Here is a 13,341-nt window from a genome sequence, read left to right on the forward strand (position 1 = left end):
ATTGCCGGCGATTTCGTGCGCGGCGAGCAAGAACGAGCGCGCCGACCGCTGCGTCGCGGGTCGCAGCGAACTCGTGACCATTGCTGGCCGGGCGTTCGGCGGGGGTGCCGCGCATGAGTTTGCGGGCCGCGTGCGGAATTGCCAGTGATTTCGTGCGCAGCCTGCGGAATCGTGCGCTGCGAGTAATAACGTGCGCGGCGGTGTTGATGTGGGTGATGAGTTCAGGTCCGTGTGAGTGTGTGCGGCAGACGGCATCGTGTGCGGCAAGCGATAAATGTGCGCGGTGGTGCCGACGGGGGTGATCAGTGCCAATGTGCGTCGTCGGATGTGGTGGTCAGGGTTTCGGCGCGACCGCTGGCGTGACGTCGTAGCTGGCGTAGGCGCGGCCGATTACTGTGTGCGACACGTTGCGGACTGGGACTCCGCCTGCGGTGCAACCGATTTCGGTGCCGTTGTGGGCGTGTCCGTGTAGGGCGAGGGTTGCGTGGCCGGCATCGATGGCTTCGGCGAGGGCGTGGCAGCCGAGGCCGGGGTAGATCTTGGGTGGCTCGCCGACGAGGGTGTCGACGACGGGGGAGAAGTGCATCAGGGCGATGCGGAGGTCGGTGTCCAGGGTGTCGAGGGCCTGGCGCAGTAGTAGACCGTCGAGGGGGCCGCGGCGCATGCGGGCCTTGTGTTCTTCGGTGCCTTCGTCTGGGGTGCCCGGATAGTCGGGAAAGCCGCCGCTGCCGCCCATCACGCCCGCGATGCCGACTCGAATCCCGTTGAGCTCCAGCGTGATCGCGGTTCCTTCGAGCATGTGCACGCCGATGTCGGTGAGCTGGGCGGAGATTCGGAAGCCGAGTTTGTGGTCGTGGTCGTGGTTGCCGAGCACGGCGACGACCGGCACTGGGAGGTCGGCGATTTCGGCGCAGAGCAGGTCGGCTTCGGCGTGAGTGCCGCTCTCGGTGAGGTCGCCCGCCAGCAGGAGCACGTCGGCGTGCTCGGCCAGGCGCCGGAAGTCGGGGCGGAATCGGCCGGCCACGGCGGGTCGCAGGTGCGTATCGGCGACGGCAGCGATCCGGATACCCCGCTGCGCGGAATCGGCAGGCATGGCGTCAGCCAGCCACATCGTCGGCGCGGTGTCAACCGCAATCTGACGTTCACCCGCTCGCTACCCGCCCGTGAGCTGGGAGCATAGCTTGTGGCTATCGAGAGTTCAGTCGGTGTTCAGCGAGGCAACGCGCGATGGCGAGACCGATGAAACGTCAATGAACAGTGCCGCGGCAGGCTATCCAGCGGGTCGGCTCGCCCCGCATGGTTCGGACTATGAGCGAGCGCGGCAAGCGAGCGAATCCTCGGCCCGGCGGATGGCAGCGCGATGAGGGCGTTGTCGAACGGCCGGACCGGATCGAAGGGCCGCGAGCATGAGCGGGCTTTGGGCGAAAGCGCTTGCCGTGCTGGCTGTTACCGTCCTTCCCATGACCGTGGCCGCAGGTGGGGCGCAGGCCGTCGCACCCGTCGACAAGGTGGTCCTGATCGGGCTCGACGGGCTGATGTACGACAAGGTCTTGCAGGTGCGCGCGCCGAACCTGTTGCGGCTCAGCGCCGAAGGCCTGCTCAGCCGCTCCTCGATCGCGCCGCACATCACCATCTCCGGCCCGTCCTGGGCTACCGTGCTGACCGGCGTGTGGGATCGCAAGCACGGCATCAAGGACAACAACTTCACCGCCGCGCCGTTCGCGAAGTACCCGACCGTCTTCACCCAGCTCGAGCGCGCCGACCCGGCCCTCAAGACGCACTCGATCGCCACCTGGGATCAGATCGCCACCATGTCGGGCAGCGGCGATCCCCGCGCCGATGTGGTGGTCTCCACCGCCCCGGTCCCCGACGACCCGGATGAGTCCAAGACCGACGCGGCCACCACCACCGACGTGGTCAACGCGATCACGAAGTTCGCCCCCGACTTCCTCTTCACTCACCTCGACCAGGTCGATCACGCAGGTCACAGCGATGGCGCTGCCTCCGACGAATACCTCGACGCCGTCCGCCGCATCGACGAACAGGTCGGCCGCATCGCCGCCGCCGTCGACGCCCGTGCCGAGGTCAACCCCGCCGAGCACTGGACCATCCTGGTCACCGCTGATCACGGCCACCGGCCCAAGGGCGGCCACGGCGGCCAATCCCCGGACGAGACAACCAATTTCGTCATCGCCCGCGGCCCCGACTTCACTGCGGGCGACACCACCTCCCGCTACACCCTCGTCGACATCACGCCCACCGTGGTCGACCTTCTGCGCGTCCCGGCCAGCCCCGACTTCGACGGCCAGTCCATGATCAACCGGGAGCCTGCGAGCCCGTCCACCATTCGCTAGCCCCACATCAGGCCGCAACGCCACCACGTCGCCGTCTGATATGTACGCTTTCTCCTACGCCACGAAAAGCCCCAGCGAATCCAGCGCCATCCCGGCAGGAACACCCGCATGACGCCTACCGCCACCGCGTGCCGGACGTCAGCGCGCGGCCGGGACTAAAGTGGTGGTCTGGGCGGTTGCGGCGGTCGGATAGGGTGGTTCGATCGACGCACGCGGCGCGAATGACAGGCCCGGAGGCGGTTGCCTGCGTACCCACGAAGGAACCGTGAGCGCCGCAATCGGGCACTGAGAGGTGGTGGCATGACTCAGCACTTGGGCGAGGCGAATGTCGAGCAATCGGACGACGCCCCGCAGTCGAATGGTGCCGCCACCGGGGGAGAGCAGCCGAGCAACGGCACTGCGGCCACCCCACCTGCGACTACGCCCGCCCGGCAGCCGGGCACCTCCGCCGCCGTGCCGACCTCCGCGTCGCGCCGCGTGCGCGCCCGTCTCGCCCGCCGGATGACCGGTCAGCGCGGTATCGCCGCGGTCAAGCCGGTGCTCGAGCCGCTGGCCAGCGTGCACCGCGAGCTGTATCCGAAGGCGAACCTGACGCTGCTGCAGCGCGCGTTCGACGTCGCCGACGAGCGGCACAAGCACCAGTTCCGCAAGTCCGGCGACCCGTACATCACCCATCCGCTCGCCGTGGCCAACATCCTGGCCGAGCTCGGCATGGACACCACCACGCTGGTGGCGGCGCTGCTGCACGACACCGTCGAGGACACCGGCTATTCGCTCGAACAGCTCACCCTCGACTTCGGCCCCGAGGTCGCGCACCTGGTCGACGGCGTGACCAAGCTGGACAAGGTCAACCTCGGCGCGGCCGCCGAGGCCGAGACCATCCGCAAGATGATCATCGCGATGGCGCGGGACCCGCGCGTGCTGGTGATCAAGGTCGCCGACCGGCTGCACAACATGCGCACCATGCGCTTCCTGCCGCCGGAGAAGCAGGCGAAGAAGGCTAAGGAAACCCTCGAAGTCATTGCGCCCCTTGCGCATCGGCTGGGCATGGCGACGGTCAAGTGGGAGCTCGAGGACCTCGCGTTCGCGATCCTGCACCCGAAGAAGTACGACGAGATCGTGCGGCTGGTCGCCGACCGGGCGCCGTCGCGCGACACGTACCTGGCGAAGGTGCGCGCGGAAATCGTGAATACCCTTGCGGCATCGCGGATCAACGCGATCGTCGAGGGTCGGCCGAAGCACTACTGGTCGATCTACCAGAAGATGATCGTCAAGGGTAAGGACTTCGACGACATCCACGACCTGGTCGGCATCCGCATCCTCTGCGACGAGGTGCGCGACTGCTACGCGGCCGTCGGCGTCGTGCACTCGCTGTGGCAGCCGATGGCGGGCCGGTTCAAGGACTACATCGCCCAGCCGCGCTACGGCGTCTACCAGTCGCTGCACACGACTGTCGTCGGCCCGGACGGCAAGCCCCTGGAGGTGCAGATCCGCACCCAGGACATGCACCGCACCGCCGAGTTCGGCATCGCCGCGCACTGGCGCTACAAAGAAACCCGCGGCAAGCACTCGAACGACTCCACCGAGGTCGACGACATGGCGTGGATGCGCCAGCTGCTCGACTGGCAGCGGGAGGCGGCCGACCCGGCCGAGTTCCTGGAATCGCTGCGCTTCGACCTGAAGTCGCCGGAGATCTTCGTGTTCACGCCGAAGGGTGACGTGATCACGTTGCCGCAGAAGTCGACCCCGGTCGACTTCGCCTACGCCGTGCACACCGAGGTCGGCCACAAGTGCATCGGCGCCCGGGTGAACGGCCGCCTGGTCGCGCTGGAACGTCAGCTGGAGAACGGTGAGGTCGTCGAGGTGTTCACCTCGAAGGCGCAGAACGCCGGACCAAGCCGGGACTGGCAGAACTTCGTGGTCTCGCCGCGCGCCAAGGCCAAGATCCGTCAGTGGTTCGCCAAGGAGCGCCGCGAGGAAGCCCTCGAGAACGGCAAGGAGCAGATCTCCAAGGAGGTCCGCCGCGTCGGCCTGCCGCTGCAGCGGTTGATGAGCGTCGACGCGATGACCGCCGTCGCACACGAGCTGCACTACACCGACATCTCCACCCTCTACACCGCGGTCGGCGAACATCAGGTCTCCGCGCATCACGTGGTGCAGCGCCTGATGGCGCAGCTCGGCGGCATCGGTGACGTGGAGAACGAGCTCGCCGAGCGGTCCACCCCGTCCACCACGCCGAACCGGCAGCGCACCACCGGCGACGCGGGCGTGCTGATCCCCGGCGCGTCCGGCACCGTCGCCAAGCTGGCCAAGTGCTGCACCCCGGTGCCCGGTGACGAGATCATGGGCTTCGTGACCCGCGGTGGCGCGGTCAGCGTGCATCGCACCGACTGCACCAATGCCGGATCGCTGCGTGATCAGGCCGAACGCATCATCGAGGTGTCCTGGGCGCCGTCACCGTCCTCGGTGTTCCTGGTCGCGATCCAGATCGAGGCGCTCGATCGCACCCGTCTGTTGTCCGACGTGACGAAGGTGCTGGCCGACGAGAAGGTGAACATCCTGTCCGCGTCGGTCGCCACCCACGGCGATCGTGTGGCGATCAGCAAGTTCACCTTCGAGATGGGCGACCCGAAGCACCTGGGTCATCTGTTGAATGTGGTCCGGAATGTAGAAGGCGTCTACGACGTCTACCGCGTCACCTCCGCCGCCTAGCGCACTTATTGCGCGAATGCGCGCGGCCGCCTGAAATTCTCCAGCGCGGGCCAGTCCCCTTGACGTGTCAATTGTTGTGCCCATAGCAACCTCTCGGCGAACAGGCGGCGACGGTCGAGGTATCTGCATGAATGCCGACGCCCTCGGGCGAACGGAAGATGGAGTCCCGCTACGGAATTCGGATGACCGGCGGGTCGCCAGGCGGTTGCTCTCGTTTTCGGACCATCGGAAAGTTGCCGGGCGATGTTGCTCGGCACGCGGGAATGTGTGAAACCCGTTTCGGCAGTTCATGGAAAGTTTTCGGCGATGCCCCAGCAATAGCCGGAATCTGTTACGGTCTATTGCGTTTCATGGCGTTGAGGGTAACTGCGGCAACACGGATTGATTGCGGATCGCTATGACTAATTGTTCGGCAAGAGTCGCGGGGGTGCTGACAGCACTCGCCGTGACCGTGGCTACGGCGGGCACCGCCGCGGCCGGTCCGCCGAATCCCGCAGGCCCCTCGACCAACATCGCGCTCAGCGCGTGTCCGGCATTGTACGCCTTGGGAATTCAGGGCACCGGCGAATCGTCACCCGATGCCGCGCCGTCCACCGACACCGGCATGCTGTCCACCGTCTTCCGGCCGATGCTGGCCAAGGCCGCCGCGCCCGGACTGGTCGATCGGGCCTATGTCCCATACGAATCCGGCTTCGGCGGGGCGACTCCGGGTGGTGCGGCGCCCTACTCCGAATCGGTAACTGGCGGGCTGGCCCGGCTGCGGACGATGGCCAAGGCCGTCGCCGATCGCTGCGCGGACACCAGGTTCGCGGTGGTCGGTTACTCGCAGGGTGCACACGTTGCCTCGATGTTCGCGCAGGAGGTCGGGCAGGGGCGAGGCGTGCTCCCGGCCGAGAAGGTCGCGGCGGTAGCGCTGTTCGCCGACCCGACCCGCAACCCTGGCGCCCCACTGTTTCCCGGCTCGCCGGGCAAAGCGTCCCCGGATCCGGCCCCCGGCACCCAGGGTGACGACCTCGCCGCCATCGCCGCGCTACCGCAGGCGCCCGCCACCGGTGGCGGTATCGGCCCGGAGCGTGATCTGGCCGCCAACTTCGGCGCCCTCACCGGCCGCGTGGCCAGTTTCTGCGCGGCGGGCGATCTCGCCTGCGACGCACCGCAGGGCGCGCCGATCCTCAAGGCCGTCACCAATGTTGTCGGCCAGTCCAAGCTGAGCGGCGGCGACCCGATCGCCTCGCTGACCTCCATCGCCCAGGCACTCGCATACACCTCGATCAAGACCGCAACCAAGATCGCCACCGAGGACGTGCAGGGCAACTCGCTCGCGACACTGGCCATCTCGCCCAAGAAGTCGATCTCCCAGCGCCTGGCCGACGCCGCCGACCCGCGCACCCCGCTCGACCTCCCCGCTGCGCTACAGGCGCTGCTGAAGGTCGGCATGATCGGTCTGAACGCGGTCGTCACGGTCGTCAAGACGGTCATCAACCCGGCGACCATCGCCGACCTGGCCACCGCCGGATTGTCGAACCCGCCCGCCGCATTGCGCTCGCTCGGCACCAAATTGGTCGGCGCGGTCGCCCAGCTCGTGCCGCCGACCACCGGCGCCCGCTTGGTCACCCAGGCGTTCGACGCGGTCGTACAGAACATCACCGACAACAGCGAGCTGCTCAATACCGCCACCTGGGTGCGGTATTGGGACACCGTCCAGCGGCACGGCGCGTACAACACCGCGACGGTCGCCGCCAACGGCGACGCGCCGACCGCCTTCGTCGCCGACTGGTTCGCTGCGGTAGCCCACGATATCGCCGGTAAATTCGGTGCGAACGCCAGGCCGCAGGGTGGCGCGGACAAGCCGCCGACGGGATTCTTCGGTCCGCAATCCGGCGCGCCTGCTACGCCGAATGTGTCCGGTACGGGACAATTTCCGTTCGGGACAGGAGCCGACGGCGCCTCATCCGGCGGCGCGACGTCGATTCCGCCCACCGATCGACCCGGCACACCCAACACCTACCCGTTCTCCACGAACTGATCGCCGAGAGGGTCCGACGATGAGCTATGTGCCTCGCGCAGCGGGAATGGGGGAATGTTGAAGTCGTACAAAGAACTGTCCCGGTGGTATGCCGCGCTGGAGCCGGAGACGGCCCCGGTGCCGCCCGCCGCGAATTCGGTGCACGTGGACGAAGACGGCCCGGCCCGGTATCCGCACTACATTCGCGACGAGCCGCAGCCCGAGGTTCCCGCGGACCTCTCGGCGCAGCGCAGCGAATTCACCGGCGGCTGGTCGGACTGGGTGGGCCGGGCTCCCGGCCCCGACGACGAGTACACCCCGCGCGACGCCGACCTGGTGCGTTTCCCCTGGCCCGACGACGACGATGACTACGACGACCCGCTGGACGAGCCGCGACCGCGCTCGTCCAGCGCCTTGCGTCTGGAGGCGCGCGCCCGGCGTTCCCGGCGCGGCCGGGTGTTCGTCGTGCTGGTCATCGCGGTGCTGTTACTCGGCGCCGCGGCCGCGGGCGTGCTGTTCCTGCTGCACTCCTCCAGCGGTCGCGCCGCGTCGCCGCGACTGCCCGCCTCCTCGGCCTCGGTGCAGTTCACCGCGGGCAGCCTGCAGGCCGGCGTGAGCACCGACAGCCTGCGCGGCAAGTCGCAGGCCGGGGTCACCACGCCGCGCGGGTCCGGCGCCTGCCCGACCGAGCGCACCGCGTCGATTGTGCGCGGTGCCGAAATGGGCAGTACCGCAACGGGTCCCGACGCGATCCTGGCGTTCCAGTACGCCTACTACGTCGAGCGCTCCGGCGAGCAGGTCCGGCAGGTCGTCGCACCGGACGCCACCGTCTCGCCCGCGCCGACCATCCAGCGCGGCATCGACACCATTCCCGTGGGCACCACGCACTGCGTGCGGATCGTGACCCTCTCGGACAACCGGTACTCGGTGGAGGTCACCGAGTACCGCCCCGGCGGCGTGCCCGCCACGTACAACAAGCAGACGGTCACCACCGCGGTGGTCGACGGTCGCACCCTGATCACGGGTATCGCGGCCGGATAGAGGAGAGCAGGAAGCGATGGGAGAGGACTGGAGCCGCTGGCTCGACGAGGCGCCCGATCAGGGTGAACCGTCGAGCCGGCCCGTGCGCTCCAAGGCTCCGGTGGTGCGGTTGCGGCGCGGCAAGGGCGGCGGTTCCGGTGCGGAACAACCTTTGCAGCGCCCCATCCTGGTGGTCGGCGGCTGCGGTGGTGCGGGAACCACCACGACGGCACTGGGTATCGCGGGCGAGCTCGGCATGGCAGGCACCCCGACGGTGGCGGTGGACGCGACCGCGGCGGGCAGCGACCTCGCGCTGCGCGGCGCGGACGAACACCTGCACCCGATCAGCCTGCAATCGTGGCTGTACGGGCGCGGCGACGACGAACCGGCGCCGCTGAAGGAATGCCTGTCGCGCGCGACCTCCGGAATCGGTTTACTGTGGCGCGATTCCGCGCCGCTACGTCGGCGTGCGACCTATCTCACGGTGGCGCGCGCGGTGTACGACTCCGGCTTCACCGCGGTCTACGACGGCGGCAGCCCGATTGCCGGACGGCAGCTGCGTCCGCTGCTCGACGACGCGGATGTTGCTCTGGTACTTGCCATTCCGGCTCGCGCCGACGCTGCGAACCGGTTGCGGGTCACCCTGGAATGGCTCGACGACCAGTTCGGCGACTCGACCGAGGGGCAGGGCGGCGGCATCGTCGGCGACACCACAATCGTTGTCTCGCACCAGCATCCGGGCACCGAATCGGGCGTAGCCGAGCATTTGCGCGAGCACCTGTCCGGCTGGGTCCGCGATATCAGAGAGATTCCCTACGACCCGCACCTGGCCAGGGGCGAACTGGTTCGGCACGCGTCATTGGCCCTCGATACGCGCCGGGCTTATGGGCGCCTGCTGGCCGGGGTGGCATCATGACGGCCGCTATGAAGTTTCGACGTCAGACCGAATCCGCACCCGCAGGCGTGGTCGCACCGCCGGAGTCGCGCCGCGCGCCGATCTGGGACCGTCCGGTGCCCGGGGTCGGCCGGGCACCGCTGGTGTGGATCATGGGCGTGCACGGCGGTGCCGGAGCCAGTAGCCTCGCGCATGTGCTTGCGCCCGCGGCGGATTCGGGCCGCCGCTGGCCCGGCGTCTTCGACCGCGAGTCTCCCTTCGTCGTGCTGGTGGCCAGAGAGACCATCGCGGGCCTCACCCGCGCGCATGACCTACTGCGCCAACATCATTCGGGCTTCGCCGGGTCCTGCGAGGTGCTCGGTCTGATCACCGTCGCCGCGCGACCGGGTCGGCTGCCCCCTGAGATCCGCCGCTACCGCGACGTGGTCGGCTCGCTGGCCGGCCAGCTATGGCAGGTCCCGTGGTATGAGGAATGGACGCTGGTAGAACCGGAGAAACTGCCGGTATGGGCGCCCGGTGACGCACTGCCACCGAAGAAACGCAAGATCGACCCCTTGGAGGAGGTACCGCTCGATGTCAGGGAGCTCGGCGCCGACATTGTCGCGGCGGCTCGAACGGCACTGGAGGAGGCCCAACTCGACGATCCGGCGCAGGACCGGGCCAGTAGAAAGCCACCCGATCAGTGAACGTATGCATCGAATCGGCGACGACTCAACTACTTTCGAGAAAGGCACCCGATGAGCATGATTCTCCTCGCCGTGCAGGACACGTACGGCACCGTACTCGCGCAGGTCGGTAACCCGACGCCCGAGGCGCCGCCCGGCTCGGAGAAGATCCTGCAGCTGGTGCGCTACCTCACCTGGTTCGTGCTGCTGTCCGGCATCTGCGGAATCACCTACGCGGGCGGCAAGTTCGCGTGGGAGAAGTGGACGGGTGGCGGACTCGAGTCGCCGAAGATGGTGGCCGGCGCCATGATCGGCGGCGTCGTCGCGACCAGCGCCGGCACCATCATGAACGCCGTTATTGGAACCTGATGTCCGACATATCTACCGTGCGCGCGTCGGCAGCCGAGCTGCTGGCCTACAAACAGATGCCCCCCGAGGTACTCCAACCGCTGATGCAGCTGCTCAACTGGCTGCTGTGGTTCGTCCTGCTGGTGTGTCTGGCGTGGATGATCGTCTCCGCGGGCAAGCTGTGGATCGCCTTCCGCAGCGACCTCGCGATGAACGACGCCTCGCACGGGGTGCTGATGAGCCTGCTCGGGGCGATAGTGGCGAGCACAGCGTCGGGAATCGCGCTGGCTTTCTTGCCGACATGAGCGAGCGAAGGGGGACAGCGGGGGCGTTCGGCGCGGTGTTGCTGATCGCGGCGGTCGGCTGCGGCGGTGGCGACGACCGCTCCGGACCCGACCTGTCGGCGGCGCCGACCGGTCTGCGGTGGCAGCCGTTCCAGGGCGTGCCGCTGCCGCATACCGACCAGGGGCCCAAGTCGGAGGCCGACGGCGCCGCAACGGGTTTCGAGCATTCGCCGCGCGGGGCCGGGGTCGCGGCGATCACCCATGCGGTGCGCTTGGCGGTGGCCACCGACAGTCAGTGGGCGAAAGTCGCTGCGCAGGAAGTGGTTCCGGGCGCCGCGAAGGACGAGTGGGCGGTGAATCGGATCCAGCTGTCCATCACCGGACCGGCCACGCCCGACTATGCGCCGCGCGTGCTCGGCTACAAGGTCACCGGATACACCGACCAGCGCAGCACCATCGACGTACACACCGAGTACTCGGACAGCTCGAAGGCGGTGAACCACACCACCGTCGAATGGTTCGGCCAGGACTGGCGGTTACGGCTGCCCGATCCGGGCTCGACCGCTAGACCGATCGAATCTATCGACGTAATACCTGATGACACAGTGAAATTGGAGGCGCCGAAGTGAGTGAGCGCAGCGAGCGAACCATGTCGCAGCGTGCTTCGCTCGTGCCGGAGCCGAGCGTTAGCGAGGCGGAGTCATGAGTGAGAAGGAGTCTTACGCGCGTGATCGCGTCTCCTTCGGTGCCGTCGCGTCCGCAGCGGTGCTGGCGCTCATCGTGATCGTCGGAATCGTCGTCTACATCACCCGCGACGACGGTAGCCCCGCGACCGGCGCGCCCGCGCCCGCCAGCTCGGCCGGTGGTACCGGCTTCGCCGCTCCCGAGGTCGATATCCTCGGCAGGCGTGTCGATGTGCCGAACAATGCTGCCGGACAACCGCTTCCGCAGGATCCGTCGCGGCAGCGCAAGGCCTCCGACGGCGACTGGCTGACCGCGGCGCCGGAGGGCACCACCACACCGCACGGCTGGCAGCGGGTCTACGGCGCCTCGGTGCCGTTCTCCACCTCGGACGGGCCCGCACGCATCGAAGACGGTCTGGCCGTTGGCTATTCGCACACACCGCAGGGCGCGGTGCTGGCCGCGGCGCAGATCACCTATCGGCTCAACGCCCGGCCCGCCGACCGCGACCTGTACGTGACGCAGGTGCGCGTGTCGGCCCAGCAGATCGCCGCGTACGACAAGGCGTTGTCGAGCGACAAGCTGCCCGAACAGCAGCCGGAGAAGGTCACCAAATACTTCGTCGCCTCAGACGCGTTCAAGGTCGACGATTACGCCGACGACCTGGCCATCGTCCGGCTTGCCTCGCGCGGCCAGGTGGTCGACGGCAAGCAGTCGTGGGCGGCGATCCGCCTGGTCATGGTCTGGGATGCGGGCGACTGGCGACTCAAGCCCTCGACGTCCAATACCGCACAAACCGAGTACATCGAATCGTTGGGCGGGTGGACGAAATGGTGAGCACGATCGGAAGGGCACGAGCAAAAGTTGAGGGCCGACCTGCGGAGCAGCGAGGGGTGCAGACAATGGTGAGGCGACTACTGACGATCTTCGCCGTCATCTTCACGGTGATGATGGCGACGCCGACCATCGCCTATGGACAGCAGTACGGCTTCGACGAGACGTGCAACGAGATCCACGACACGCTCGACAATGTCGGCCTGCCCGGCATCTCCCTCGGCGATGCGGCCTCGGCCGCGTGCAAGGCGGGCAATGCCGCCTCGCATCCGGGGCAGGCGGCCACCGCGGTCAAGGACAAGGCGTGGGACTCGACCTTCGGCAAGGTGGTCGACTCGCTGATGAACGGCCTCGGCGAGGCCATCATCCTGGCGCTGACCTTCTGGATGAAGGTGCCCAACGAGGCGGCCAGCGACTCGGGTTCGCTGTTCACCAAGATCAACGAATACACCTATCAGGCACAGATATTGCTCTTGATAGCCTCGGTGATCCTGTCCGGCGCGCGCCTGGCCGAGGCCAGACGCGGGGCCACGATGAACGAGGCCGCCGAATCGTTCCGGATGTTCGCCAGGGTGGTGTTCAGTTCCTGGATGCTCGGCGCGGTGATCGTCGCGGGCACCCAGGCCTCGGATCGCTTCTCCGAGTGGATCATCAACGACTCGACCAACGGCAACGCCAAGGACCTGGCCGAGCTGATGGTGAAAACCAGTAAGCTGCAGGCGTTTTCGCCGGGCCTGGTGTTGATCATCGCGATCGTCGGGCTGCTCGGCGCGCTCGCGCAGATCGTGCTGGCCATCGTCCGGCAGGGGCTGCTGATCATCGCGGCCGGTGTGCTGCCGCTGGCGGCGGCCGCGTCCGGGATGAACGTCGGAAAACAGTCCTACCAGAAGCTGATCGGCTGGATCATCGCGTTCATGCTGTGGAAACCGGTGGCCGCGATCGTGTACATGATCGCGTTCACCACTGCGGGCCATGTGGATTCGCTGAGTGCGACCAACGGCCTGCCGGATGGTGAACAGGCGCAACGCATGCTGGTCGCCATCGTGCTGCTGTGCAGCGTCGCGTTCGTGCTGCCCGCGCTGATGCGGTTGGTCACGCCCGCGGTCGCCATCGTCGGCAGCGGCGGTTCCGGTCTCACCGCGACCGGCGGCACCCTGCTCGCCGTCGCGGGCCTTGGCGCCATGGGCACCAAGGCCGTTGGCGTCAAAGGCACTGCGGCGTCGGGCTCGCCCGGCTACGTCGGCGGCAGCGGCGCGGGGCCGCGCCCGCCCGGCGGCGCGGGCGGACGCGGCGGCGGCGCACCACGCCCGACCCCGCCGCGCGGTGGCGGCGGACCGGCCGGTGGCGCGGCACCGCGCGCCTCCGGGCCCGGCGGCGCGGCGGGAGTACCGTCCGGTGCGACACGGGCGGCGGGGCGGATCGGCGCGGCCCGCGCCGCGACGAGCAGCCTGAACCGTGCGGACCAGGCAATGGGTGATGTGGCCGGTGACCGTTGGGCGAATCGCTCGCCCGACCTCGGGAGGAGCACCATTCCGCGATGACG

At 68.2% G+C, this 13,341-nt stretch carries 12 protein-coding genes; 11 read left to right on the forward strand and 1 reads right to left on the reverse strand.

What is annotated here, in order from left to right; genetic code table 11:
- Nucleotides 1-334: 334 nt before the first annotated feature.
- The gene (locus tag ABZ942_RS05320) at nt 335-1,093 is read right to left on the reverse strand and encodes a metallophosphoesterase (protein ID WP_357379245.1); all 759 of its coding nucleotides are present in this window, start codon (nt 1,091-1,093) and stop codon (nt 335-337) included.
- A 367-nt stretch (nt 1,094-1,460) separates the two neighbouring features.
- On the opposite strand from ABZ942_RS05320, the gene ABZ942_RS05325 reads away from it, so the two are divergent.
- The 11 genes from ABZ942_RS05325 (at nt 1,461) to ABZ942_RS05375 (ending at nt 13,339) form a co-directional block, all read left to right on the forward strand.
- Entirely contained in the window at nt 1,461-2,354 is an 894-nt protein-coding gene (locus tag ABZ942_RS05325; RefSeq protein WP_357379247.1) for an alkaline phosphatase family protein, read from the forward strand.
- Between the two features lie 300 nt (nt 2,355-2,654).
- The gene (locus ABZ942_RS05330; protein ID WP_357379249.1) at nt 2,655-5,066 is read left to right on the forward strand and encodes a RelA/SpoT family protein; all 2,412 of its coding nucleotides are present in this window, start codon (nt 2,655-2,657) and stop codon (nt 5,064-5,066) included.
- 427 nt (nt 5,067-5,493) lie between these two features.
- A complete protein-coding gene (locus tag ABZ942_RS05335) occupies nt 5,494-7,092 on the forward strand; it encodes a cutinase family protein (protein ID WP_357379251.1) in 1,599 nt (532 codons plus the stop codon).
- Between the two features lie 54 nt (nt 7,093-7,146).
- The gene (locus ABZ942_RS05340) at nt 7,147-8,112 is read left to right on the forward strand and encodes a hypothetical protein (RefSeq protein WP_357379253.1); all 966 of its coding nucleotides are present in this window, start codon (nt 7,147-7,149) and stop codon (nt 8,110-8,112) included.
- Between the two features lie 16 nt (nt 8,113-8,128).
- Entirely contained in the window at nt 8,129-9,007 is an 879-nt protein-coding gene (locus tag ABZ942_RS05345; protein ID WP_357379254.1) for a hypothetical protein, read from the forward strand.
- Nucleotides 9,004-9,672 carry a hypothetical protein gene (locus ABZ942_RS05350; RefSeq protein ID WP_357379256.1) on the forward strand — a complete coding sequence of 223 codons (669 nt, stop codon included), beginning with the start codon at nt 9,004-9,006 and terminating at the stop codon, nt 9,670-9,672. Before ABZ942_RS05345 ends, ABZ942_RS05350 begins: the two co-directional genes overlap by 4 nt.
- 51 nt (nt 9,673-9,723) lie before the next feature.
- Complete coding sequence (locus ABZ942_RS05355; protein ID WP_040692318.1) at nt 9,724-10,020, forward strand: hypothetical protein; 297 nt, start codon at nt 9,724-9,726, stop codon at nt 10,018-10,020.
- Nucleotides 10,020-10,304 (forward strand): hypothetical protein, encoded by a 285-nt coding sequence (locus ABZ942_RS05360; RefSeq protein ID WP_357379258.1) that lies wholly within the window; start codon nt 10,020-10,022, stop codon nt 10,302-10,304. Before ABZ942_RS05355 ends, ABZ942_RS05360 begins: the two co-directional genes overlap by 1 nt.
- Entirely contained in the window at nt 10,301-10,912 is a 612-nt protein-coding gene (locus ABZ942_RS05365; protein ID WP_357379260.1) for a hypothetical protein, read from the forward strand. The genes ABZ942_RS05360 and ABZ942_RS05365 overlap by 4 nt, the downstream gene beginning before the upstream one ends.
- A 73-nt stretch (nt 10,913-10,985) precedes the next feature.
- A complete protein-coding gene (locus ABZ942_RS05370) occupies nt 10,986-11,801 on the forward strand; it encodes a hypothetical protein (protein ID WP_357379262.1) in 816 nt (271 codons plus the stop codon).
- 65 nt (nt 11,802-11,866) lie between these two features.
- Complete coding sequence (locus ABZ942_RS05375; RefSeq protein WP_357379264.1) at nt 11,867-13,339, forward strand: hypothetical protein; 1,473 nt, start codon at nt 11,867-11,869, stop codon at nt 13,337-13,339.
- The last annotated feature ends 2 nt before the right edge of the window (nt 13,340-13,341 follow it).

It is taken from the genome of Nocardia sp. NPDC046473 (assembly GCF_040645995.1).
Lineage (GTDB): Bacteria > Actinomycetota > Actinomycetes > Mycobacteriales > Mycobacteriaceae > Nocardia.